This window comes from Sphingobacterium griseoflavum, assembly GCF_014653155.1.
GTDB lineage: Bacteria > Bacteroidota > Bacteroidia > Sphingobacteriales > Sphingobacteriaceae > Sphingobacterium > Sphingobacterium griseoflavum.
In genome coordinates, this window is the sequence record NZ_BNAF01000005.1 from 24,939 (window position 1) to 49,443 (window position 24,505).

Genomic DNA, 24,505 nt, shown 5'->3' on the forward strand with positions numbered 1-24,505 from the left:
CTGTGGATAAGAAGGATGTGTAGGGAAATAGGGCGAAAGAAAGGTAGGGAGGCAAAGAACGGGCTACGCCTCCCTACGCTGGATGTTATTCGAATTTATTTGATGGTAAATTTGAAACCCAACGTAAAACGAGCAGGTTCAAAAGACGAATTGTTGGTTAGATTCCACCAAGGCTTCCAGTCAAAGTGGAAAGCGATTGGTGCAGTTGGGATTTTATACTCCAAACCGGCAGCTGGTCTAATAGCGAAATAGGTTTGGTCTTCATCGCCAAACCAACGGCGATCGTCCACAAAAGTCAACTGCGGTCCTACGCCCACATACCACCCAAGGCCGTTGGTGCCCGAGATTTGCTGGTTGTAGGAGTAGTCTACCCCCAAGGTGATGATGTCATCACCAAACAAGACCTGTGCGTTACCCGCATTAGCTCCGCCAAAAGAGTGCTTTATTTGTGGTCCTACCAAGGTAGGGCCATCACCTACATCTATCCCAATTCCGATAGCCGTTCTGTAAGGTGTCTGTGCAGCCGCCTCCTGTGCGCCCAGCGCCAAAAATGTCGCTGACAATAACGATAAAAATACTTTTTTCATGGTTGCTTAATCTATAATTTCATAGGCCATCGATTTTCGATGACGCGTTTGGCAACCCTTTGCAAATAGTTTGCCAAACATCGTTATTGCCGCCGAAAAAAGCCAAACAAAATCTGATTTTAATCTGAATGTCATCCTTTTCCAAAAAGCCAATAAATTTTGATAATTTCGATAAAATGCTTAGATTTGCCCGGCAAATAGAAACTCCTAAGATATTTGCCCTATGCAATTAGACCCACAAAAATTTGTAGCTGAAGGTCTCACATACGACGACGTTTTGCTTATCCCCGCTTATTCAGAAATCTTGCCTCGCGACGTTGATACGAGCACGCAATTGACTAGAAAGATCAGGTTGAATATTCCGTTGGTATCTGCCGCGATGGATACGGTGACGGGTGCTGAATTAGCTATTGCTATTGCGCAGGCAGGCGGTATCGGTATGTTACATAAAAACATGTCGATCGAAGAACAGGCGGCGGAAGTCCGTAAAGTAAAAAGGTCAGAAAGTGGGATGATCCAAGATCCAGTCACGTTATTGGAAGGATCCACCGTGGGTGATGCCTTTAAGATTATGAAGGACCATAAGATTGGTGGAATTCCCATTGTTAGTGAAGTGGGTAAACTCGTCGGTATTGTTACAAATCGCGATTTACGCTTCCAAAAAGATATGTCGAAACCGATTAATGAGTTGATGACGAAAGCCAATTTGGTGGTGGCGCCCGAAGGGACGGATTTAATTCAGGCAGAAGAGATCTTGCAGAATGAAAAGATTGAAAAACTGCCGGTGGTGGATGGCGAAGGTAACCTAAAAGGTCTGATTACGTTCAAAGATATACAAAAATACAAACATTACCCAAATGCGGCGAAGGACAGCCATGGGCGTCTGTTGGTAGGTGCCGCAGTAGGGGTGACCGCTGATACGTTAGCGCGTATTGCCGCATTGGTTAAGGCAGGGGTTGATGTGGTGACGATCGATACGGCACACGGTCATTCCAAAGGTGTGTTAGAAAAATTGAAAGAAGTAAAAGCGGCATATCCTGCATTGCAGGTTATCGTCGGTAACATCGCAACCGGCGCAGCTGCAACGGCCTTGGCGGAAGCTGGTGCAGACGCTGTAAAAGTAGGGATAGGTCCCGGCTCCATCTGTACGACGCGGATTATTGCCGGCGTCGGTGTGCCTCAGCTGTATGCCGTATACGAGGTTGCGAAAGCGCTGAAGGGCACTGGAGTACCGTTAATCGCAGACGGCGGTATCAAACAGACTGGGGATATTGCGAAAGCTATAGCCGCAGGTGCAGATACCATTATGGCAGGTTCTTTGTTTGCTGGCGTAGAAGAGGCGCCAGGCGAAACCATTATCTATGAAGGACGTAAGTTCAAGTCGTACAGAGGTATGGGGTCGCTGGAAGCAATGGAAAAAGGTTCCAAAGACCGCTACTTCCAAGATGTAGAAGACGACATTAAAAAATTGGTGCCCGAAGGTATTGTGGGGCGTGTTCCGTACAAAGGAACCCTAGGAGAGGTGGTTTACCAATATATTGGTGGCCTGCGCGCATCAATGGGGTATTGCGGTGCAGCATCGATTGAGCAATTAAAAGCCGCGCAGTTTGTGCGTATAACGGGCGCAGGTTTGCGCGAATCGCATCCGCATAATATCTCTATTACCAAAGAAGCGCCCAACTACAACAGCCGAGGTTAAGGGTGTTAAAATTCCGTTAAACTTTGCTATTGCAAATTTTAGTTATTAAATTGCTGTTAACGAATTAATAATTGTAGCATTTAAAACGGAATATTATGGGAAAAGGAGATAAGAAAACACGTAAAGGAAAAATAATCGCGGGATCGTACGGTAAAAAAAGACCGAAAAGCCGTCCGCGCGTTACCGTTAAAAAGACAGCGGAAAAGGCGTCTTAATAGGAAGAGGCTTTCTCGAATGCAAAACTGCCCCCAAATAGTGACTAACTTTTTGGGGGCAGTTCATGTTTGGTAGTGCCAATCCCCCTCGACATCTCCCACAGCGATTGCCTATTTATCCATGTCTACCCACCTTTTAGGTAGGCGGACAGAGGTTGGAATATGGTGAAAAGCCTTGCTTCACTAGCAAAGTGCGTTGAAAGATATGGGAAATGCCTCAGTTCACTAGTGAAATGCTTTGGTTCACCAGGAGAATGTCCTACTTCACTTTTGAACTGCGTCGAAAGATATGGGAAATGTCTCACTTCACTACTGAAAAGCTTTACTTCGCTATGGAAAAACCTTAAAACATATGGGAAATGCCTCACTTCACTAGTGAGGTGCCATACCTCAATATTGAAATGCGCTGCTTGCCTAGGAACTTGTGGCAGTCAATGTATAGGCACAGCTACCAAAAAAAGAGGCACCCGCTATAGGATGCCTCTTTCAATGCGTTTGAGGTGCCGTTTTCAAGCTACTTCAGGTTGTTGATCGCTTGTTGTTCACGCAATTTTTCAACATTGTTCTTTTCGCCGAATTCCTCTGTTTTTTCTTGGAAGGAATCTAGTATGACCTTAATAGCTTCGGCATTATCTGCGGTACGTTGATAGATGTCCGGTAGTTTAGTTTCAATGGTTTTATCACCCAGTTCGATGTTATCAACCTCGATTTTACCAATTTTTTCTAAAACCGCCTGTTGGCTATTTCTTACATCCTCCAGCTCTCTGGTAATCTTCTCCATGAGTTCGAATTTCTTCAGCTTATCCATAGTCTTCATTTTGTTTTAGTACTGATAATAAAACGTATGGGAGAAGAAATTGTTTTAAAAAAACCGATAAGGCGTATCTTTTTCTTTTGCTCGATTCAAAAAGTTTACGGCAACCTAAAAGCTAAACAGACCTGCCCGGATACACTTTAAGCGCTTCAGCAATACAGTTTAATGCAGCTTGCAGATCATCTTTTTTTAGCACATAAGCCATGCGTACCTGGTTTTGTCCGGCCCCTGCGGTACTGTAAAAACCTGTCGCTGGCGCCATCATCACGGTTTCGTTGTTGTAGGAAAAAGATTCCAGCATCCATTGGCAAAAACGATCGGCATTATCTATCGGCAGTTTGGCCACAACATAAAATGCGCCGCCGGGATTGGGGCAGAAGACACCTTCCATAGCATTGAGCCCAGCCACTAACGTGTCCCGACGTGCCGTGTATTCCTCAGATACTGCCTCGAAATAGCTGTCCGGCGTATCGACTGCTGCTTCACTCGCCAATTGTCCCTCGAGCGAAGGGCTTAGTCGCGCTTGCGCAAATTTGAGCGCTGTCTGGTAGAGCTCTTGATTTTTAGTGATCAAACAGCCGATTCGCGCTCCGCAGGCGGAATATCTTTTGGAAACGGTATCGAATATTACCACATGTTCCTCCATTCCTTCCAGATGCATCGGCGAAATAAATGCACGCCCATCGTAACAAAATTCGCGATATGCTTCATCGGAAAATAGGTACAAGTCATGTTTTAGACAAAGTTCGCGCAGCGCTTCCAATTCTTCTCTCGAATAGAGGTATCCCGTAGGATTGTTAGGGTTACAGATCGCAATAGCTTTCGTTTTCGCGGTAATCAATTTCTCGAATTCCGCAATTGGAGGCAGTGCAAAACCTTGCTCGATGTAAGACATGATGGGGGTGACAACGATGTCTGCGGCACAGGCGAAGCCGTTATAGTTTGCGTAGAAAGGTTCGGGGATGATGATTTCCTCGCCGGGGTTCAAACAAGCCTGCATGGCAATGGTGATGGCTTCCGAGCCCCCATTGGTGACCAAAATATCAGTTGGTTTGACGTTGTAATTTAATTTATTATAGTAATCTGCTAGTTTGGCACGGTAGGATGCTGTACCTTCAGATGCGGTGTAGGCCCATACTTTGAAATCGACCCCTTTCAGGGCATCCAGCATGCCTGCCGGCGTTTCAATATCAGGCTGTCCGATATTGAGGTGATAGATTTTCTTGCCATCTTTCTTCGCTTGATCCGCAAAAGGCGTTAGCTTTCTAATCGGTGAAGCAGGCATTGCCATTCCTTTGTTCGATATCTTTGGCATCGTAGATTAATTTGTTTATGTGCTGCAAAAATAAGAAAAAGAAAATCTAGCGCCGCCCGTGCATGCAAAGTTTTAGCTGCAGGGGCACAAAAAAAGCCATCAAAAAGATGGCTTCCTTTAAAATAAGTTTTGTTATTCAACGCTACCTTTAACCGTTAATGTCTTTACCGGTGTCTTGGTGTTTGACTTGACGGTGAATTGTTTGGTAAATGGACCTTTCGCGGCTGCATTATAGGTAACGGTTATTGTACCCGCATCACCCGGTTTTATTGGCGTTTTTGTAAACTCGGCAACCGAACATCCACAAGATGGTTTTACTTCCGATATGATGATCGGTGCATCACCAGCATTGGTAAACTTGAAGTCATATGTAGCAGGTTTGTTCTGCGGAATATTTCCATAATCATGGGTTTCTTTCTCAAATTTGAATTCCCCAATAGCCGTTGCCATGGCTGTAAATCCAATGATCGCTACAAATAAAGCTACTATTCCTACTGTCTTTTTCATTTTTCGTTTCCTTTAGTATAGATACCTAGTTTTATCAAAATACAAGCCAAAACTACGAATAAAGTATGCCTTCTCCTGAAATTGGGGCTAAACAAACAAAAATATTACAGAGATGTTATATAATCCCTTCTTTCAAAAGGTCTTGTAAGTGTATAATGCCTTGGTATCTGTTGTCTTCCACCACCAGCAGTTGGGCGATGTTATCCTGCCGCATACGGTGCAACGCCTCCACGGCCAACTCTTGGCGGGCAATGGTTTTGGGGGCTCTTGTCATGATATCTCCTGCGGTCAGCCCGGTGAGGTCTTCGTACTTTTCCAACATGCGGCGAATATCGCCATCGGTGATGATTCCGACAATTTCATCTGCATGCATGACGGCCGTCGCTCCCAACCTGTGTTTGGTAATGGTGATTATAACTTCGCGGATGTTGGCATCTGGCGAGAGTGTCGGTTTTCCGTTGTTGTCGGCGAGATCAGCGACCCTCAGGTACAGTTGCTTGCCTAGCGCACCTCCGGGGTGATATTTTGCAAAATCACGATCCGAAAATTGCCTACAGGTTTGCAGGGCCACGGCCAGTGCATCCCCCATGGCCAACTGTGCCGTCGTGCTCGTTGTTGGTGCCAGATTATTGGGGCAAGCTTCGCGTTCGACGGTGGTATTTAGTATATAATCTGCTTGGGTGGCAAGGAAAGAGTTGAGGTTGCCCACGATGGCCACGAGTGTATTACCCGTTTGTTTCAGGAATGGAACCAACACTTTTATCTCTGGCGTATTCCCGCTTTTCGATAGCGCGATGATGAGATCGGCCGGCTGGATGATGCCCAGGTCACCATGTATCGCATCCGCAGCGTGCATAAAAATGGCAGGTGTCCCGGTCGAGTTTAATGTGGCGACCATCTTTTGGGCAATGATTGCACTTTTTCCGATACCGGTAACGATCACCCGTCCTTGCAGATTTAAGATCTGGTTGACGACGTCGACGAAATCTTTATCGATAGTTTTTGTCAGCTGTTGGATGGCCGCAGCCTCCAATTCCAGTGTCTCAACGGCGTTCTTTTTAATGTCGATGTTGTGTATCACAGAAAAAATATCTAATTTTATATTAAGAAACTACAAAAGTAGGTTATTTAAGACGCATTAAAGTCACAGGTCCATCTAATTTTTTGTTCTACAGTCAATGGAAATAGAAAAATCACTATTTGACAATTTGCAGGAATTTTTCGGCTTCGATACATTCAAAGGTGATCAGGAAGCTATCATAACAAACATTCTGAATAAAAAGGATACGTTCGTTATCATGCCTACTGGTGGAGGGAAATCAATCTGTTATCAATTGCCCGCTTTGATGAGCGAGGGCACCGCCATCGTTATCTCTCCTTTGATTGCCTTGATGAAAAATCAGGTGGATCAGATGCGCGCTTTCGGAGGAAATGAAAGTATAGCCCATTTTTTAAATTCGTCGCTTAACAAAAGTGAGATCACCAAGGTGAAGCAAGATGTGACGGATGGGAAGACCAAATTGCTTTATGTCGCGCCAGAATCTTTGGCGAAAGAAGAAAATACCCAATTTTTAAGACAAATCAAAGTTTCTTTCGTAGCGGTTGATGAGGCACATTGTATTTCAGAATGGGGGCATGACTTTCGGCCTGAATACCGTAAAATCCGTCAGGTCATCAATGGGATAGGGCATGGGATTCCAATCATCGCCTTAACGGCAACTGCTACGCCAAAAGTTCAGTCCGATATCCGGAAGAATCTGCAGATGAATGACGCCACCTTGTTTAAGTCTTCGTTTAATCGCTCCAATTTGTACTATGAGGTGCGGACGAAGAAAAATGTGGTGAAGGAGATTGTGAAATTCATCCGCGCGAATGCAGGGAAGACCGGGATCATTTATTGTCTAAGCCGAAAGAAAGTAGAAGAAATAGCCGAAGTGCTCAATATCAACGGTATCAAAGCTTTACCTTATCACGCTGGTTTAGATGCCAAGACGCGTGCAGATACGCAGGATAAATTCTTGATGGAAGATGTGCAGGTCATCGTTGCTACCATTGCATTCGGCATGGGTATCGATAAGCCCGATGTACGCTATGTGATCCACCATGATATTCCGAAATCAATGGAGGGCTACTACCAAGAAACAGGGCGTGCGGGGCGTGATGGTGGCGAGGGGTATTGCTTGGCTTTTTATTCCGAGAAGGACGTCGAGAAGCTAACGAAGTTTATGAAAGATAAGCCCGTTTCCGAGCGGGAAATCGGTACGCAGATATTGAAGGAAGTGATCGACTATTCGGAATCTTCCGTTTGTCGGCGGAAACAGATACTGCACTATTTCGGCGAGCAGTTTGACGAAACGGGCTGTAACAATATGTGCGATAGCTGCCGTACACCGAAAACCCAGTTTGATGCCGAGCAATCGCTATTGGAGGTGCTTGGCTTCGTGAAAGAGCAGGGAGACAAATTTGACGATCACCATATCATCAATGTGATGATTGGCCAAAACAATCAGCCGATATCCTCCTATAAGCACGATACGCATCCGTTATTTGGTAAAGGTAAAGAGTTGGGTGTAAGCTACTGGAAATCCTTGATTCGCCAAGCCGAGCTCAATGGCTTTATGAAAAAAGATATCGATCACTATGGTTTGTTGATTTTGACCGAAAGCGGAAAGAAATATTTGTCAAACCCCTATGCCATTAAGTTTATCTTGAATCGCCCGATGGAAAAATCGGACGAGGATCTCGGCGATGAAATGGGAGCTGGCGCTAGTGTTTTGGATACCGAGCTCCTTAACATGTTGAAAGATCTACGGAAGAAATTAGCAAAACAAAAGTCACTTCCACCATTTGTGATTTTTCAAGATCCTTCTTTGGATGAAATGTGTACACATTACCCGGTAAGCTTGGACGAACTGAAGCAAATTCAAGGAGTTGGGGCTGGCAAGGCCTTGAAATTTGGCGGCCCTTTTGTAGAGATGATCAAAAAATATGTGGACGATAACGATATCGATCGTCCAAAGGATATGGTGGTGAAAAGCACGGCTAACAGATCTGCGCTTAAAGTTTCCATTATCCAAAATATTGACCGTAAAATTGGTTTGGATGATATCGCTTCTTCCAAGGGAATTAGCTATGAAGATTTGTTAAAAGAAGTCGAGTCTATCGTTAATTCGGGTACGAAGTTAAACATCGGTTACTTTGTCGATGAAATGATTGACCGTGACCGGCAAGATGAAGTTTACGATTATTTTCGTGCGGCAGAAGTCGACTCGATAAAGCAAGCTTTGGCCGAGCTGGGAGAGGAAGATTATACGTTTGAGGACGTTCAGCTGATGCGGATCAAGTTCATGTCAGAATTAGGAAATTAAAATTATCAGCAGTTTATATGATTCAACAGTATTTGCCGGGCATAAGAAATGCAGTGTCTACGCAATTTTTTTTAATGGCAGGCCCCTGTGCCATCGAAGGCGAAGAAATTGCGATGCGTATAGCCGAACGTATCGTTACCTTAACAGACAGATTGAATATACCGTATATTTTCAAAGGATCTTATCGTAAAGCAAATCGTTCGAGGGTAGACTCGTTTACGGGTATTGGTGACGAAAAAGCGCTTAAGATATTGGAAAAAGTGGGGCAAACATTTGGTGTGCCCACGGTTACCGATATCCATGAAAGCCATGAAGCCGCTATGGCTGCAGCCTATGTGGACGTTTTGCAGATCCCGGCATTTTTATGTCGGCAGACCGAACTTTTGGTAGCCGCCGCGGAAACCGGCAAGATGGTGAATATAAAAAAAGGGCAGTTTCTGTCTGCCGGATCCATGCAGTTTGCGGTAGACAAAGTGAAGGACTCGGGAAATGACAAGGTGTGCTTAACCGACCGCGGAAACTCGTTCGGTTACCAAGATCTTATTGTGGATTTTCGCGGAATCCCGGAGATGCGTACATTTAATGTGCCGGTCATTATGGACTGTACACATTCGTTGCAGCAGCCAAACCAAAGCTCCGGTGTGACGGGGGGGAAGCCAGCACTGATCGAGACGATAGCCAAAGCAGCCATCGCAGTGGGTGCAGATGGGCTGTTTATCGAAACACATCCTGATCCCGCGAATGCTAAATCAGATGGTGCCAATATGTTACACCTGGACTTGCTGGAGGGACTGCTCGAAAAACTGACCCGCGTGCGTGACGCTGTGCTTTGACAGAGGCCATCCTTTAACATAAAAGCTAAAAAGAACGCGCAAGATATCCTGTGCGTTCTTTTTAGTTTTTATCTGATTTAGACCTAAGCAATAGTTGCGTTCCGTTCTTCGAAGGGAGAGCTTCCATACTCCAAAGAGCCCAATAAATGAGGACAGGCTGAAATAACAATCGGATGAAGCGTGCTGTATCCGAATCTAGTCCAAAAGCATCCCGCTTATTCAGGTACTGCGCGATATTGCCAGGGAACACCAATATCAAAAAGATTGCCAGTAGCCAAGGAATCGATCTGCTTCGGTGTCCGGCGAGTATAACGAGTAATCCTAACGCTATTTCTACGACACCCGAAAGCAGTACGACCTGATCTTTATCCATCGGAACCCAGTTCGGAACTTGTGCGCGAAATGTTTTTCGTCCAAAGGTTAGATGCGCAATGCCTGCAAAGAGCATGAAAGCACCCAGCAGCAATCGAGATCCATGTTTCACGAAGCCGTTTCGACCTATCTTTACCATCATAACAACTGAATTTTATTCTGAAGCGGATAACAAATACTTACCCTTGTCATCATTACCGCTATAACTCGTCTTTCCCTGTTCTGCGATCCACGACGATTGTTTGTCCTGTAGGGGCTATATTTGTGCTATTTTCCGCATCCTCCTGATCGGTATGCAGTTCTTCATTTTCTTCCAGTTCTTCCACATCCGGATTCTCCCGCTTTATGGGATCCACATCTGGCTGCAAGGGCGGTAGGTTTTCTACTTCATCTCCTTCGTCCGGAAATTTGTCCCGTTCATCAGGCTCTGGAATTTCTTCGCCTTTTTTCTGCAAGGCATTTCCGTTTGGCGTGTGCGTATCCATCATCACCATGACCAAGGGCGCGCCGAATGTTGCTTTCTTTTTCATACCATTTTTTTTTATAGAACGATGCTCAGCTTTTTTTGTTCATGCTTCGCCAGAGAAAAATCAGCATAGTAGATACTATCCAAAGGCTTTTGCAATAGACCCGGCAGGACAAGGATGCTCTCGATGCTACTCACAAGGTTTCAATTAGCAGCGCAGCCGGTTACGTGGTTAGGCTTGGGAAAAATAGATGGAGACGCTATTGCCAAACGCTCGTTAGGTGTTTATTGCGATCTTTTTATTAAAATTGTTTTTAAAAAAAGGAGTAAGAATGAAAAACGTGGAAAGGGTGTATCGCATGTCATTTGCTAGTGTGTATCCCCATTATGTACAGAAGGCAGAGAAGAAGGGAAGAACCAAGGCGGAAGTCGATCAGATCGTACACTGGCTCACAGGATACGACGCGAAGGCTTTAGCGTTGATTATAGCAAAAAAAATTGATTTGGAGCACTTTTTTGCGGATGCGCCCGCATTCAATCCTCATGCTTCAAAAATAAGTGGGATGATCTGTGGGTACCGTATTGAAGATATCGAGGATCCATTGTTGAAAAAAGTACGGTACTTGGACAAGTTGATCGATGAACTAGCGAAGGGGAAGGCGATGGAAAAAATTTTAAGAGCGTAAAGGGCGCCGATGGAAGTGTTGCTGCTTATGACACTTCCTGTGACACAATGTTTCGCGATAGGTAGGCGCAAACGTTTGTTTATATCGTATTTTTTTCTTTTTGCCAAATATTTCTGATATTGCAGGATCGCTAATTGCATGAATACAATATGCCTTTGTCAAACCAGCTGTCGGATTTCGAGCTTGTAGCCCTAGCCAAAGAAGGCGACGAGGCTGCATTTGCACAGCTCTATAATCGATACTGGGCAGTACTATTTCTCCATGCTCGTCGCATGATCGCAGACGACGAAGAAGCAAAGGATCTTGTACAAACCTTTTTTTACAAGTTGCTCGTCAATCTTTCCCATTTCACTTTTGAAACATCCTTTTCATCGTATGTGTATCGCGCTGTGCGTAATATGGTGCTGGATCATATGAAACATCAAGGTGTCATAAGGAAGTACTTGGCGTCATTCCAGGATTTTGTGGCGGCTGGAGCGCCCATCACCGATCAGGAGATCCGCCGGCGCGAGCTCGAGCGGTTGATCGAGGAGGAAGTATCTGCATTACCGGCGAAAATGCAAGAGATTTTCCGTTTAAGCAGGATGGAACAGCTGACCCATAAAGAAATAGGGAAAAAACTCAACATATCCGAGCATACAGTAAAGAGCCAAATCAGCAACGCGCTGCGTATTCTTCGAAGCCGACTCGGGTCTGGCATGTTGCTGTTCTTGCTCAACCACAGCGACTTCTAGGCGGCATTCTTTTTCGAAAAATTTTTTATTTTTTTTCTCATACCTGTGTTCGAGTATGTCGTCTTACAAGATATTACCTGAGCAACATGGACGAAAAAGAATTCAAAGATCTGCTTGATCGATATAGCAAAAATGCTTGTTCCGAGCACGAGGAGGCGCTTTTGGAAAGCTGGTATCTCCAAGAAGGCCGCAAGCGCACGCCGGGTGGTGCAGCTGATACTGATTTTGCAGGAGTGGAGCAGGAAATTTGGCATAAACTTTCTGTTCAGGCAGGCTGGCATAAGCCACAGGTGATCAAGCCGCGTTTCAGCATATTGCGTTGGGCGGCTGCGGCAAGCATTGTTTTCACACTAGCCCTAGGCTATTATCTTTACAATGGCCGGCTTTCACATAAAGAAGGTATCGTCGGTCGGGAGCAATCCGAGGTGTTGCCGGGATCCAATAAAGCAACGCTTTACTTGGCTGACGGCTCGGCCGTTGTGCTTGACGAGGGGGGAAGTGAGGAGTTGCTTGCACAGGCAGGTCTCCGTATTTCTAAGTTAGAAAGCGGCGAGCTACTTTACACCGTGTCGAGCGCGGAACAGCAAACAGGTAGTCCTACAGGCTTCCACAGCATAAAAACACCGCGGGGCGGGCAATATCAAGTTGTTCTAGCAGATGGTACACGCGTATGGTTAAATGCAGCGTCGAGCATACGCTACCCGGTGGTGTTTACCGGAGACACCAGGGAGGTAGAGCTGGAAGGTGAGGCCTACTTTGATGTGGAAAAAGATCCATCGCGACGTTTTATCGTACGTACGGCAAAACAAGCGGTAGCTGTTTTGGGGACGGAATTCAATGTAAACGCCTATGCAGATGCGCCCACGGTAAAAACAACGCTTATCGAAGGAAGCGTAGCCTTATCTTCGTCCAAGGATGCCAGCCAGCCGGCGGTAACCCTAAAGCCGGGGCAACAAGCAACCCTCAGCGGACAGACATTTGTGGTTGCTGCCGTGGATGTAGAAGAATCGATCGCGTGGAAAAACGGCTATTTTTTCTTCGAAAAGGAAAAGCTAGCGACGGCGTTGCAGAAAATATCACGTTGGTATGATATCGATGTGGTTTACGAAGAACGGTTACCTGCTTTGGAAATCAATGGGTCGGTTTCTAGGTTTGATGACGTCGAAAAGGTATTGGAGGTGCTTCGTGTAGCGACAGGCAAACGTTTTGAGCTTGAGGGAAGGAGGCTGATCGTAGGAAAATAGAAATGCGCAAAAGAATCGGAGGCGTTCCAGCGCCCCCGATTTAGAAACAGGCTTAACTAATCAAGTGATTAATTACTATAAACCCTTTTAACTAACCAAATGTATGAATTTTACAGCTAAATTCTTAGGCCAAATTATGTGTAGCCGAAAGAGAATCAAACCTGGTGTGATTATGAGATTATCTTTAACCGCGGTCTTGATGACCATTATGTTTTTGCAGATAAGTATTGCTGCGGACGGGCAGAGCATCAGTCTTCACGAGCGGGATGCCAAGCTCAAGGATGTGTTGAAAAAAATAAGAACGCAATCGGGGATCAACTTTATTTATGTCGGCGATGTCTTGGAACATAGCAAGCCCGTCAATATCGTGGCGCGTAAACGACCTGTTCAAGAAGTGTTGGAAGAAACGTTCAAAGACCAACCCATCACTTATCGCCTAAAAAATGGCACCATTATCTTGCAACGCAAAACCGCTTCCGATCAGGCAGAGCGTGTGGAAATAAAGCTTGCCGATATTAAAGGGAAAGTGGTCGACGTAAACGGTGAGCCGTTAGCAGGAGCCAGTATCAAAGTGAAAGGCCAAGACATAAGCACAAGTACGGATGTAGATGGAAACTTTTCGTTGGCGGGTCTTCCACAGGCGGCCGTTCTTATTGTTTCGTATATCGGTTATGAAACGCAAGAGCTTGCAGCGATTAGCACAGCGCCGATGACAATTACTTTGGTCGCTTTGGATTCGGAGCTTGGCGAGGTGGTTGTCGTGGGATATGGGACGCAGAAAAAATCAGAGTTAATAGGTTCGGTCTCGCAAGTCAATGCCGACCGGATCAACAACCGTACGGTTCCTTTGCTATCGCAGGCCTTAACAGGACAGATGCCCGGGGTGTCCGTCATTCAGCGTTCCGGCCAGCCGGGTGCTAGTGGCGGGACGATACGGGTTAGGGGAGTGACCTCCGTCAATGCATCTAACAATCCATTGGTTTTGATTGATGGTATTCCGGGTACGATGAACAACGTGGATCCCAATGATGTAGCCTCGATATCCGTGTTGAAAGATGCCTCGTCGGCAGCTATTTATGGTGCACGTGCGGCAAATGGTGTGGTGCTGGTTACGACAAAGACAGGCGGACAGTTGGATCAATTGCGTGTGGCTTACAATGGATCTATAGGGCTGCAGCGACTTACGGCGACTCCCGAAATGGTCAATTCATGGGAATTTGCCCAAGCGTTGAACGAGGCACAGTCGGGTTCGTTCTCTCCCGAGGAAATCGAATTGTTTCGCAATGGTTCCGACCCGGACAATTATCCGAACGTCAACCATTTGGCTGCTATCCTCAAACCCTCAGCGTTACAGACAGCGCACAACGTTAATATTAGCAACAAGACAAAATCCGGACAATATGCGTTATCGCTGGGCTACCTCGATCAGGACGGTATACTGGAGAAAAATAATTTTAAACGGTATAATGTACGGCTAAACCTGGTATCCAATCTTTCCGACAAGCTCACATTGACTTCTCGGTTGTCCGCTGCTTTGGGAGATAATAACCAACCAACTGCCCCTGCGACCCTAGATATCGAAACGATGACAGACTTGATCGGACAGGCACTTCGCTTCCAGCCTCGCTATGCCATCCGATTAGGAAACGGAGACTATGGGCCGGGACACAACCAACAGGGGACGCCGTTGGCCTGGATGGAGAGTGGTTCTTTCTACCGGAGGCAAACAGCCGAGTTGGGGGCTAATTTGCGTTTGGATTGGAAGGTTATTGATGGCCTGCAACTTTCTGCTATTGGTGGGTATACCCAGGATACGGATCGAAACAGGCGTTTCCGCTCTACGCTCCGTATAAATGATAGCCGTACACTTGGCCCATCGACATTGGCTCAAAATAGCAACTATGAACGGTATAACACGGGCCAACTGTTGGCAGAGTATAACAAAGTATTTGGGGACCATAATGTCAGCATGCTGGCCGGTTATTCGTACGAATCATTCTATCGGGAATTAATGGGGGCTGCACGCGTCGGTTTTGCGAGCAATGATCTGCCTCAATTGATCTTAGGCGGAGCAGATAACCAAAGAAATAGCGGTCGGGCGGATGCTTGGGCGTTGCAATCTTTTTTTGGACGGTTCAAGTATAATTATGCCAATCGTTATCTGTTGGAATCGGTAGTTCGGTACGATGGCTCTTCACGCTTCCCGCCAGCTCAAAAGTATGGCTTCTTTCCTTCATTGGCCATCGGTTGGAACCTCGCTGAGGAGTCGTTCTTGAAGGATAAATGGAGCGGGCTGGATGAGCTGCGACTGAAGGGGTCTTTCGGTATGCTGGGTAACCAAAATATTCTTCTCTCAGACGGCTCGATAAACTACTACCCGTATCAGGAAGTTTTAAACGCTGGTGCCGAACGGAATTATCCTTTCGGAGGCGCAATTCGAACGGGTGTCATGCGTTCTTTTGTGCCGGAAGTGATCATTTGGGAATCCACGCGTACGGTTGATGTCGGATTAGTGGCCAATTTGTGGAAGGGGTTACTGGGAATGGAGGTAGGGTATTTCAAAAAAAATACGTACAACCTGCTGATGAATCCAGGTGCGAGTGTTTCCAACGTATTGGGCTTTACGCCCGGAGCACAGAATTCAGGGCGCTCACAGAATGTAGGTTGGGAATTTAACGCGTCGCACCGATACCATATTGGGCAGGTGAACTATTCGCTATCAGGAAACCTCACCTTGCTGCAGAATAAAATGCTGGATTTAGGCGTGGGCAATGTAAACATGCCGAACGGTATGGTAGGAAATGGTTCATCATTATTTATCAATCATCCGCTGGAGCTGTATTATGGTTACGTGGCAGACGGTCTTTTCGTGGACCAAGCGGATGTTAGTAATTGGCATGATCAAACGGCGATCAATGCCGATCCGCAGCCGGGCGATATCCGCTATCGCGATATCAGTGGTCCTGATGGGGTGCCCGATGGTAAAGTGGACCCGATTTATGACCGTGTTGTGCTCGGCTCGCTTATTCCGAAATATAGTTTTGCCTTTAATTTGGGTGCGGACTATAAAGGCTTTGATCTAGCGGTTATGCTACAGGGCGTAGCTGGTGTCAGTGGATACCTCAATTCCAACGCTGGATTTGGGCTCAGCAATTCTGCGACGATACAGCGGTGGCAGTTTGACGAACGCTGGACGTCGGAAAACCCCGATCGGAATGCGGGCTACCCCCGTATGCAAATGGACTTCAATACCACGCCCAATGCCGTGACTTCTTCATTTTGGTTGTTGAACGGCCGTTATTTACGCCTGAAAAATGTACAGCTAGGCTATACACTGCCCAAAGATGCGGCCAACAAGATTGGGTTAGGAAATTTACGGATGTATGTGAACGGAGAGAATTTACATACTTGGAGTGGTTATCGTCCCGGCTGGGATCCCGAAATCAATACAGGGGGAGCGTACTATCCAATCCTGCAGAATTTTACATTTGGAGTGAACGTTAATTTCTAGTCTAAAAAACAGCACAATGAAAAGTCGAATCGTACACGTGACAATTGCTCTGCTAGGCTTATTTGGCTTGGGGAGCTGCAACAAGAATATAGATCTTAATCCACTGAGTGAATTTTCCAATGAAGCTTTTTGGATCAGTGAAGAAAATACATTGATGGCCTTGACAGCGATGTACCGGGCAGGGATGGTGATGCCCCTCAATGGAGGCGCTGAATTTTCGCCTAGCGACTGGTGGTCGTACAACGGTTTACTCTTTCTGGAGTTTGCAACAGACAACGCATACGACCGCCGTGGCGATAACGCCGCAAATAATCGCATGACGAACGGTACCTTGGTATCGGATAACGCAGCTTTATTACAGTATTGGACAGCTAGCTACCGAAAAATAGCGATGGCCAACTTTTTTCTGGAGAATGTGGACAGGGCGCCCTTGAGCGAGGAGGTCAGTGCGCGCTTTAAAGCAGAAGCACGATTTATACGGGCATGCCAGTATTTCTATCTCGCTCAATTTTGGGGTTCGGTGCCTTTGGTGACGACTACATTAACCCCAGCTCAGGCGAACACGGTTACAAAAGCGGCGAAGTCAGCAATCGTTGACTTTGTGATTACGGAACTGCAGGAAAGTGCTGCCGCACTGCCCTTGCATGCCGCACTACCAGCCGCACAGCGGGGACGAGTGACCCGTCAGGCCGCATGGGCATTTTTGGGTCGTATGTTGCTCGCTGAACGACGCTTTGGAGAAGCCGCTGCCGTGTACAGCAATATCATCCAAGCAGGTGAAAATAGAATAGATCCTAATTACAGCAGCCTCTTTAATGGTACGAATGAAAGCAGCTCCGAACTGATTTTTGCCACGCAATATCTGCAAGGGATGGCCAGTAACGGGATGTTGCAGCACATTTACCCAGCAACGTTGGGAGGTTGGCATCTACATTGCCCGTTGGGCAGTATGATGGAGGCTTATCAATTTGTCGATGGGACAGCGTTCTCCTACAACGATCCGCGCTACAATGCACAGAACTTGGGTGCAAATCGCGACCCTCGGTTGAATATGAGCATTTTGTACAACGGCAACACCTTGAATGGGAGACGCTATGTTACGCATCCCGATTCGACACTGTCGCCCGATCAATTGACGACTTCCAGACAGGCAACGCGGACAGGGTTTGGTCTGCGAAAATTTGCCGTTGAAAATTTTACCGGAAACCTGCAGGACGGTGGCGTTGATGTGCCGGTCATTCGCTATGCGGAGGTCTTGCTGAGCTATCTCGAGGCACGATTGGAAAATGGAGACGCCATTGATCAGACGTTGTTGAACAGCACCATTAATGCCGTTAGAGGACGGTCTTCTGTCAACATGCCGCCCGTGCAGGAAACCGATCCGGCAGCGCTGCGCGCAATCTTGCGAAACGAACGGCGCGTTGAGTTGGCTTTTGAAGGCATACGTTATTGGGACTTATTAAGGTGGGGAACGATTGGACAGGTGTTAAACGGCGATTTTTACGGTGCGCCATATCCTGGAGCGACCAATGTGAGAAGAAAGCCGGGAACAGCAGTCCGAGACACCTACAGCCGTTGGTTTGTGACGTCCAAAGCGTTCCGTGTGGGGCAGGACGAGTTATGGCCTGTGCCACTTTCGGAAGTGAATATCAATCCCAATTTGCGATAATATGAGAACTCATTTTATTTTTTTATCCATCCTGCTCTGTTTGAATGCGCTTGCGCAGCGTAAGCCGAATGTCATTCTGATTTACGCAGATGATCTTGGCTACGGCGACCTGAGCTGCTACGGCGCAGAAAAAATCAAAACACCAAACATCGATAAACTGGCAAGTACAGGTTTGAGGCTGACGAACGGACATGCAACATCGGCGACATGCACGCCCTCACGCTACGCGTTGATGACTGGCGTTTACCCTTGGCGGAAAAAAGGCACAAGTATCTTGCCCGGTGATGCTGCTTTGATTGTTCCGACAGATCGAACGACACTGCCCAAGGTGTTCAAACAAGCTGGCTACAAGACCGCCGTTATCGGAAAATGGCACTTGGGTCTTGGCGAGACGTTGGAAAAAGATTGGAATAAGGAAATTAAACCCGGCCCCAATGAGACGGGCTTTGACTACGCTTTTATTTTTCCGGCGACGGCAGATCGTGTACCTACCGTCTTTATGCAGGATCATCAGGTTGTGGCGCTCGATCATAACGATCCCATCGCCGTGGATTACAAAAAGAAGATAGGGGATGATCCAACCGGGGAGTCGCATCCCGAACTGCTCAAGATGAAAAGCTCGCCCGGTCAGGGACACAATAATACGATTGTAAATGGCATCGGACGCATCGGTTATATGGCGGGCGGACACCTTGCCCGATGGGTAGATGAGGAGATCTCCTACACCTTTCTTGATCAAGCCAGCCACTTTATTGAAGCCAACAAAAAAGATCCGTTCTTTTTGTTCTTCGCCACGACCGAGCCACATGTGCCGCGTATGCCCGCTACCGTTTTTAAGGGTAAGAGCGGATTGGGCCCGCGTGGCGATGCGATCCTACAACTGGACTGGACGGTAGGGGAGATCATGAAGCGGCTGGAGGCCGCAGGCATTGCCGATAATACCTTGCTGATATTTACGAGCGACAACGGGCCAGTCTTGGACGATGGGTATCAGGACGATGCGGTGGCACTGCTCCAAGGGCATACGCCTTGGGGACCATTGCGCGGTGGAAAGTACAGTGCTTTTGAAGCGGGGACTCGGATGCCTTTTATTATCAATTGGCCAAAAAAAATCAAGCCAGGTGTGTCCGATGCTCTAGTTTCACAAATAGACTTCCTCCGCAGTTTTTCAACGATGCTAAGCGGTAGAATTCCGGATATGGATGCTTCGGATAGCGAAAATATGCTGAACGCCTTTTTAGGGAAGGATAAAAGAGGACGCGCTAGTTTGGTCGTGCAGGGCGGTGCACTAGCGCTGCTGCATGGCGACTGGAAGTATATCTCACCGTCGGAAGGAGCTGCCTACAGCAAGCTTGTGGGGATTGAAACGGGTAACCTTCGACGGCCCCAGCTGTACAATCTACGGGACGATATCGCCGAGCAACATAATCTCGCCGACCAATATCCGGAACGCGTGAAGGAGATGGAAGCCCTATTGGAAAAAATAAAATTGGAAAATACGCATAACGCACAGTTGCGTTAGCCCTTCATGGAGATGCAGGTAGATTCGGGGCATCGCCAATTTTCGCTCCGTTTCTACCTTTGCTTAACCCAGCGAGGCTGATGGAACAGCTACATGACGTGCTTATGTTAATATGTTGACTTATGAAAGTTTGGAAAATCATCTATCAGATCGTTTTTTATCTTGCTGCTGGCTTACCACTTTGGGCACAGGAGCAGCCGATAAACGGGAAGCCCAATATCATTTACATTTACGCCGATGATTTGGGCTATGCCGAGCTTGGTGCTTATGGCCAGCAACAAATCAAAACGCCACATTTGGACAGAATGGCTTCAGAAGGTATGCGTTTCACCCAACATTACAGTGGTGCTCCCGTTTGCGCACCGTCCCGGTGTATGTTGATGACAGGTAAACATGCTGGACACGCCTATATCCGGGGCAATTACCCGCTTGGGGGCGGGACGGATGAATCCGAAAGGGGCCAAATGCCGCTTCCTGAAGGTACGTATACGTTACCTAAAATGTTGCAAGAAGCTGGATACGTTACCGGCATGAGCGGAAAGTGGGGATTAGGGATGCACAACACAACGGGTTCGCCTCTTCGGCAAGGTTTTGACTATTACTTTGGCTATTTGGATCAACGGCAGGCCCACAGCCACTACCCGACACATTTGTGGGAGAATGATAGGGAGGTCCCGCTGAACAATACGTTTATTGAAGTACATAGGCCTTTAGATCCAAAGACGGCGACCAAAGCCGACTTTGAAAGCTTTAAAGGGGAAACCTTTGCTCCGGCGCTAATGACCGCCCGCGCTTTGGATTTTATCGATGCACACCAAAAAAGACCTTTTTTTCTATATTTGCCCTACACTTTGCCGCACGCTTCGTTGCAGGCTCCCGATGTTTATATAGATCGGTACAAAGACAAATTTGCGGATACTCCTTACTATGGGCAGGGTGGCTATGCCAGCACCCTGTACCCACGGGCTACATACGCCGCGATGATCAGCTTCTTGGACGATCAGGTCGGCCTTATTATGGATAAAATCAAAGAGCTGGGCTTGGATGAAAATACGATAATCATGTTTTCCAGCGATAATGGAACGGCCTTTAACGGCGGTGTCGACTACAACTTTTTTCAAAGTGTTGGCGGTCTTCATGGCTTTAAAATGGATGTTTACGAAGGAGGCATCCGGGAGCCATTTTTGGTAAGGTGGCCTGGGAAAGTGGCACCAAACTCCACCAGCGACCTTATTTCGGCACAGTATGATGTCATGGCAACCGTTGCTGAAGTAGTGGATGCTCGGTTGGCCAACACAGATGGCGTTTCATTGCTGCCGACCTTGCTGGGAAACGACAGTAAGCAGCAGACGCGTAGCTTTCTTTATTGGGAGTACCCAGAAAAGGGTGGGCAGTTGGCTATTCGGATAGGGGACTGGAAAGGTGTGAAAGTTGATCTCAAAGAAAATCCGGGAAATCCTTGGATGCTATTCAACTTACAAACAGATCGAGGCGAAACGAAGGATGTTGCTCGTGAGCATCCCGATCTGTTGAAAAAATTGGATGAGATAGTTGCCAGAGAACATCAGATGTCGCATTTGCGCGAGTGGAATTTTGTAGACAGCAAAAAACCGTAAAGATTAGACATATCGATACAACAGGGGGAGAGAACAAAGATTGGTCTGTTGTCAGAAGGTGAGGGGAGCGTAACAAACCTCGCCTTCAATCTGCAGGCTATTCGAATCTGCGGTCTTTGCCTTGACGTTTACCTGCACTTGCCATCTTTTTAGCGTGTTAAGATGGTTGAACGACCAGCTAGTTGGCCAAGTGTTGAAGTCGAGCTGTAGCATCAAGACATTACCATTTGGGATTTCTTCAAACGCGGGCCTCTTTACAGCATGGTCTAGGGTGGAAAGCAATGTGCCACCAGCTTGCGGGTATTTGTATAGTTTGTAAAACATGTTCTGGGGCAATGATCGGGCTAACGTATCATCAATCTGCCAAAAACTCGCGATGTGCGGGACTTCAATAGATTGGATATGGGTGGTCTCGACACTTTGAAAGTCTTCATCATAATCATAGCTTATGATCGTATCTTGCTGCTGGACGGTCGATTTGTGTACCAATAGATCCAGATAGGGTAGCTTGTGGCTCTGTAGGTTTTCTACATTCAGGTTTAACAGGTTGGCCAAGCTGTGGCGAAGCGATGGCAAAACCATCAGGGGATACCGACTCCAAAACGCGACTGGCGCATCCGTCTCGGTAAAAACGCGCACCCTATTCTTCCCAACCGGTAATTTTTCATGCAGCGGCCATTTGCCAAAAATAGTCGCCTTAGTTCTCGACAGATGAGCGTGTAGCGATAGTTCTTCGTTTACTTTCCAAAAGCTTATATGATCCAATTCCGGCAACTTCTGTTGTGGATGAAGTTGCCGGATCGGTAACCAGTTTTTTTCTTGCGTCAAGTCAGCAGCACGCCACTTGCGGTTAATACTGTCCTGTGGAGATACCTGGATCAATACATGCTCTTCCACCGTAAAAACGGATATGAACTGATTTATCTTCGCAAACCCTCGCCCTTCGCCGGTATGCTGTTGCATCGCATGACGCGCCAGAAATTTATCCCACCGCGCATGATCCTTTACAGACTGCAAGCTGTAGTAGGTAGTCGGATCTTCAGGAAGATTAAAAAAGAACATGTGCGCGGGAATAGCCAAGCCGGCGTTCCATATATTTTTCATGAGCGCCGATGACGTGCTATCGCTACGCTTATGCGGTATGAGTTTGTCGGAGAAAATGGAGTAGATATTGTCAATAAACAAATCGTCCAATGCAATGGCGAGGATGGATACGCTGTCACGATGCACCAGCTGCCGCTTAGAGCGATAATCCCGGCTGCAATAGATCGCTATGCCCACCGCGATGATGGCTCCAAACACGCCCAATACGATTTTGACTAGCCTACCCATGCCCAACAAGCTATTTGTGATCGACGTTTTCTAGGATTTGCTGTAGCAAATACTGGAGTGCGTTGGTGTTTTCCTTTGGAAAAGCAACCGCAAATTCCCCGCCAATACGGTTCTTTTTCAATCCGTTGACCCGGATGCTGATGTCACCAAAGTGCGATAGATCGTTTACGTTTTTCTGCCAACTGCCTATGATCGGAACACCCATCTTTTGAATAACGGCGGGGATTTTTTCCGTATGCACGGTAGCGACCATCGTGTGGTCGAAAATTTGCCTTTTTATCGAAGCATCTTTACTCGCTGAAAAGCGGTTTTCTTTGATCGCCATTACTTGTGCTTGGTCATTACCCACGAAAACGAGATTGTCCTTAAAAAATACATAGATGGGCATAGACTTCTCATTTTCCGCTATTTTGAAAACACCATCTATTTGGCTTGCTTTGTTTTCTTTTTCAGCAAAGGCCAACAGTTGCTTAAAGATCCGCTGATCTTCGGAGGTAAACATCCATAGGAAATTAGGGATCTCTTCCTCTTTGGTTTTGCTCACCTCTCGGTAATTGTAATCTTCATCATATTCGTAGTCGATGTATGTTGATGTTACTTTTTTAAGATCATTGATAAAAATCACATGGTCGCCTTTCATTACCTTGGCAATTGCCTTTTCGTCCAAGGCGATTTGCATGGCTGTCGTCCCAATACGCACAAGATCGCTATAGGTCGGCATTATCGGTCCATACCACCGAGCAAACAAGGCTGGAAGGCTGTTCAAATAGGCTTCGGTATTTACGTTTAGGGAAAGATAGCCGAGGTGGTTTTCGGGAATGTATTTGGCGAATTTCCGATTCACCTTATTTTTATACATCTTGCGGAATATTTTTTGCACGTCCTTATCCAAACCAACCGAGGCTTTTAACTTCAGGACGTTTTTGTCTTGAATGAAATCCAGAACCGCGTCCTGATATCCATAATCCAAGTTTTTCATGTCGAAGCCTAGGCTCATGGTCAGCACCTCATAGGGAAGAGCGCTGCGATAAACATCGTTGAGGTCTTTTACCCAAATATGGAGCAAGGTGTTTTGCTTGTCAAATCGCAGAATCTTTTTATTTCTGGTGACCTCGGTTGTGGGCTTCAGGAAGGCGTCGAAATCACGTGCTATCCAGGTGCTGAACGCCTGATTTCGGATCGAATCATTTTTATTGTTTCGCGCCATCTCGGCTCGGTAAGATTCATCCGAATAACCATCGAAATCGAGGTCGTAGCCTTCGATGTTCGTCGACAAGGTGTCTACGTTGACGCCTGCCACGTCGGAAAGTAGCGGTGCAATGCTGTCGTAGAGCTCGGCGTCAAAATCGATAGCTTCATCATTCATTCCTTCCACCACAGCATATGCGCTGTCTGCCGCCTCGTCCCATGCTGTTGCGATGTCTATATTGTCGACGGCTGCCGTGCTGTCTACTGCGTAGGGCATATCATACCAATCATTTGTTGGTTTGGGTAGGTCAAGGCCATATGCTGCAGCGATGCTATCGTGCTGAAAAAAGCTACTCTTGTAGTCACCTGTCAACAGAAATAGGCTGTTATCATTCCACGCCAGCTGCGTTTTTCCGTCTTTTGCTATGGCCTTACGGAAGCCGCCAGCAACATGCTCGGGCGATAAGTCAGCAAAGATATGCTGTTCAATCTGATGGCCGGCCTTTAGTGGAATAAGGATGCCCAAATAATAAGAACTGTCGGTGTCGGTTTTGTAAATATAGGTATGCCGATCATAAGCGAGGTCAAAATCCTCAAACTTATGGATATCGAGTGCGTGTTGGGTCTGCAAGGCGTCGAATGCGCCCAATTGGGTAAGCACTGCGTTGAGTTTCTCCAACGAGCTGTGCCTGACGATGGCTTGGCTATTGACTACCGCTACGAGGTCGGCCTGTGTTGGAACGCGGTGTAGGAGATCTTGACCATGGGCCAAGGCTGCTGTCGATAGCGCAAACAACGCTATCAAACACTTTTTTGGAGACATCATT

The 24,505-nt window shown here is 46.8% G+C and carries 20 protein-coding genes; 11 read left to right on the forward strand and 9 right to left on the reverse strand.

Translation table 11 applies throughout. The features are described from left to right. Positions 1–95 precede the first annotated feature (95 nt). Complete coding sequence (locus tag IE165_RS07470; protein ID WP_189625993.1) at positions 96–587, reverse strand: hypothetical protein; 492 nt, start codon at positions 585–587, stop codon at positions 96–98. A 223-nt stretch (positions 588–810) separates the two neighbouring features. On the opposite strand from IE165_RS07470, the gene guaB reads away from it, so the two are divergent. Together guaB and IE165_RS07480 are read left to right on the forward strand one after the other, a co-directional pair. Then, positions 811–2,286, forward strand: coding sequence for an IMP dehydrogenase (gene guaB / locus IE165_RS07475; RefSeq protein ID WP_189625994.1), 1,476 nt, complete (start codon positions 811–813; stop codon positions 2,284–2,286). A gap of 95 nt (positions 2,287–2,381) precedes the next feature. Then, positions 2,382–2,501: a 30S ribosomal protein THX gene (locus IE165_RS07480; protein ID WP_189625995.1), complete on the forward strand. Its 120-nt coding sequence runs from the start codon at positions 2,382–2,384 to the stop codon at positions 2,499–2,501. 514 nt (positions 2,502–3,015) lie between these two features. Here IE165_RS07480 and IE165_RS07485 read toward each other — a convergent pair. The 4 genes from IE165_RS07485 to IE165_RS07500 all read right to left on the reverse strand — a co-directional run bounded on the left by IE165_RS07485 (position 3,016) and on the right by IE165_RS07500 (position 6,215). Then, positions 3,016–3,309 (reverse strand): hypothetical protein, encoded by a 294-nt coding sequence (locus IE165_RS07485; protein WP_189626220.1) that lies wholly within the window; start codon positions 3,307–3,309, stop codon positions 3,016–3,018. 121 nt (positions 3,310–3,430) lie between these two features. Further along, positions 3,431–4,630: a pyridoxal phosphate-dependent aminotransferase gene (locus IE165_RS07490; protein ID WP_189625996.1), complete on the reverse strand. Its 1,200-nt coding sequence runs from the start codon at positions 4,628–4,630 to the stop codon at positions 3,431–3,433. A 132-nt stretch (positions 4,631–4,762) separates the two neighbouring features. Beyond that, positions 4,763–5,137, reverse strand: coding sequence for a DUF1573 domain-containing protein (locus IE165_RS07495; protein ID WP_189625997.1), 375 nt, complete (start codon positions 5,135–5,137; stop codon positions 4,763–4,765). Positions 5,138–5,252: 115 nt separating this feature from the next. Further along, positions 5,253–6,215, reverse strand: coding sequence for a KpsF/GutQ family sugar-phosphate isomerase (locus IE165_RS07500; RefSeq protein ID WP_373297918.1), 963 nt, complete (start codon positions 6,213–6,215; stop codon positions 5,253–5,255). 100 nt (positions 6,216–6,315) lie between these two features. Between IE165_RS07500 and recQ the strand changes: the two genes are divergently transcribed. Further along, entirely contained in the window at positions 6,316–8,505 is a 2,190-nt protein-coding gene (recQ, locus tag IE165_RS07505) for a DNA helicase RecQ (RefSeq protein WP_189625999.1), read from the forward strand. 17 nt (positions 8,506–8,522) lie between these two features. Next, positions 8,523–9,338, forward strand: a complete 816-nt coding sequence (gene kdsA / locus IE165_RS07510; protein ID WP_189626000.1) for a 3-deoxy-8-phosphooctulonate synthase — start codon at positions 8,523–8,525, stop codon at positions 9,336–9,338. Between the two features lie 61 nt (positions 9,339–9,399). On the opposite strand, the gene IE165_RS07515 is transcribed toward kdsA, so the two are convergent. After that, positions 9,400–9,852 carry a DoxX family protein gene (locus IE165_RS07515; RefSeq protein WP_229826432.1) on the reverse strand — a complete coding sequence of 151 codons (453 nt, stop codon included), beginning with the start codon at positions 9,850–9,852 and terminating at the stop codon, positions 9,400–9,402. Between the two features lie 58 nt (positions 9,853–9,910). Continuing rightward, positions 9,911–10,240 (reverse strand): hypothetical protein, encoded by a 330-nt coding sequence (locus tag IE165_RS07520; protein ID WP_189626001.1) that lies wholly within the window; start codon positions 10,238–10,240, stop codon positions 9,911–9,913. 268 nt (positions 10,241–10,508) lie between these two features. Between IE165_RS07520 and IE165_RS07525 the strand changes: the two genes are divergently transcribed. The 7 genes from IE165_RS07525 (at position 10,509) to IE165_RS07555 (ending at position 21,158) form a co-directional block, all read left to right on the forward strand. Further along, on the forward strand, positions 10,509–10,862 hold the full coding sequence (locus IE165_RS07525) for a DUF2200 domain-containing protein (RefSeq protein ID WP_189626002.1): 354 nt from the start codon (positions 10,509–10,511) through the stop codon (positions 10,860–10,862). A 149-nt stretch (positions 10,863–11,011) separates the two neighbouring features. Beyond that, positions 11,012–11,596, forward strand: coding sequence for an RNA polymerase sigma factor (locus tag IE165_RS07530; protein ID WP_189626003.1), 585 nt, complete (start codon positions 11,012–11,014; stop codon positions 11,594–11,596). An 86-nt stretch (positions 11,597–11,682) separates the two neighbouring features. After that, complete coding sequence (locus tag IE165_RS07535; RefSeq protein ID WP_189626004.1) at positions 11,683–12,840, forward strand: FecR family protein; 1,158 nt, start codon at positions 11,683–11,685, stop codon at positions 12,838–12,840. A gap of 172 nt (positions 12,841–13,012) precedes the next feature. Beyond that, the gene (locus IE165_RS07540) at positions 13,013–16,351 is read left to right on the forward strand and encodes a SusC/RagA family TonB-linked outer membrane protein (protein ID WP_189626005.1); all 3,339 of its coding nucleotides are present in this window, start codon (positions 13,013–13,015) and stop codon (positions 16,349–16,351) included. Positions 16,352–16,367: 16 nt separating this feature from the next. Beyond that, a complete protein-coding gene (locus IE165_RS07545; protein WP_189626006.1) occupies positions 16,368–18,020 on the forward strand; it encodes a RagB/SusD family nutrient uptake outer membrane protein in 1,653 nt (550 codons plus the stop codon). Position 18,021: 1 nt separating this feature from the next. Next, complete coding sequence (locus IE165_RS07550; RefSeq protein ID WP_189626007.1) at positions 18,022–19,542, forward strand: sulfatase family protein; 1,521 nt, start codon at positions 18,022–18,024, stop codon at positions 19,540–19,542. 122 nt (positions 19,543–19,664) lie between these two features. Then, complete coding sequence (locus tag IE165_RS07555) at positions 19,665–21,158, forward strand: arylsulfatase (protein WP_189626008.1); 1,494 nt, start codon at positions 19,665–19,667, stop codon at positions 21,156–21,158. A gap of 51 nt (positions 21,159–21,209) precedes the next feature. Here the strand turns inward: IE165_RS07555 and IE165_RS07560 are convergent, their stop codons facing one another. Both IE165_RS07560 and IE165_RS07565 read right to left on the reverse strand, forming a co-directional pair. Further along, complete coding sequence (locus tag IE165_RS07560) at positions 21,210–22,490, reverse strand: hypothetical protein (protein ID WP_189626009.1); 1,281 nt, start codon at positions 22,488–22,490, stop codon at positions 21,210–21,212. A 10-nt stretch (positions 22,491–22,500) separates the two neighbouring features. Then, positions 22,501–24,504, reverse strand: coding sequence for a hypothetical protein (locus IE165_RS07565; protein ID WP_189626010.1), 2,004 nt, complete (start codon positions 24,502–24,504; stop codon positions 22,501–22,503). Between the last annotated feature and the right edge of the window lies 1 nt (position 24,505).

Excerpts from the sequence above, each read along its gene's own strand:
- IE165_RS07470 (WP_189625993.1), bottom strand. The coding sequence starts at position 587 with ATGAAAAAAGTATTTTTATCGTTATTGTCAGCGACATTTTTGGCGCTG.
- guaB (WP_189625994.1), top strand. The coding sequence starts at position 811 with ATGCAATTAGACCCACAAAAATTTGTAGCTGAAGGTCTCACATACGAC.
- IE165_RS07480 (WP_189625995.1), top strand. The coding sequence starts at position 2,382 with ATGGGAAAAGGAGATAAGAAAACACGTAAAGGAAAAATAATCGCGGGA.
- IE165_RS07485 (WP_189626220.1), bottom strand. The coding sequence starts at position 3,309 with ATGGATAAGCTGAAGAAATTCGAACTCATGGAGAAGATTACCAGAGAG.
- IE165_RS07490 (WP_189625996.1), bottom strand. The coding sequence starts at position 4,630 with ATGCCAAAGATATCGAACAAAGGAATGGCAATGCCTGCTTCACCGATT.
- IE165_RS07495 (WP_189625997.1), bottom strand. The coding sequence starts at position 5,137 with ATGAAAAAGACAGTAGGAATAGTAGCTTTATTTGTAGCGATCATTGGA.
- recQ (WP_189625999.1), top strand. The coding sequence starts at position 6,316 with ATGGAAATAGAAAAATCACTATTTGACAATTTGCAGGAATTTTTCGGC.
- kdsA (WP_189626000.1), top strand. The coding sequence starts at position 8,523 with ATGATTCAACAGTATTTGCCGGGCATAAGAAATGCAGTGTCTACGCAA.
- IE165_RS07515 (WP_229826432.1), bottom strand. The coding sequence starts at position 9,852 with ATGATGGTAAAGATAGGTCGAAACGGCTTCGTGAAACATGGATCTCGA.
- IE165_RS07520 (WP_189626001.1), bottom strand. The coding sequence starts at position 10,240 with ATGAAAAAGAAAGCAACATTCGGCGCGCCCTTGGTCATGGTGATGATG.
- IE165_RS07525 (WP_189626002.1), top strand. The coding sequence starts at position 10,509 with ATGAAAAACGTGGAAAGGGTGTATCGCATGTCATTTGCTAGTGTGTAT.
- IE165_RS07530 (WP_189626003.1), top strand. The coding sequence starts at position 11,012 with ATGCCTTTGTCAAACCAGCTGTCGGATTTCGAGCTTGTAGCCCTAGCC.
- IE165_RS07535 (WP_189626004.1), top strand. The coding sequence starts at position 11,683 with ATGGACGAAAAAGAATTCAAAGATCTGCTTGATCGATATAGCAAAAAT.
- IE165_RS07540 (WP_189626005.1), top strand. The coding sequence starts at position 13,013 with ATGAGATTATCTTTAACCGCGGTCTTGATGACCATTATGTTTTTGCAG.
- IE165_RS07545 (WP_189626006.1), top strand. The coding sequence starts at position 16,368 with ATGAAAAGTCGAATCGTACACGTGACAATTGCTCTGCTAGGCTTATTT.
- IE165_RS07550 (WP_189626007.1), top strand. The coding sequence starts at position 18,022 with ATGAGAACTCATTTTATTTTTTTATCCATCCTGCTCTGTTTGAATGCG.
- IE165_RS07555 (WP_189626008.1), top strand. The coding sequence starts at position 19,665 with ATGAAAGTTTGGAAAATCATCTATCAGATCGTTTTTTATCTTGCTGCT.
- IE165_RS07560 (WP_189626009.1), bottom strand. The coding sequence starts at position 22,490 with ATGGGTAGGCTAGTCAAAATCGTATTGGGCGTGTTTGGAGCCATCATC.
- IE165_RS07565 (WP_189626010.1), bottom strand. The coding sequence starts at position 24,504 with ATGATGTCTCCAAAAAAGTGTTTGATAGCGTTGTTTGCGCTATCGACA.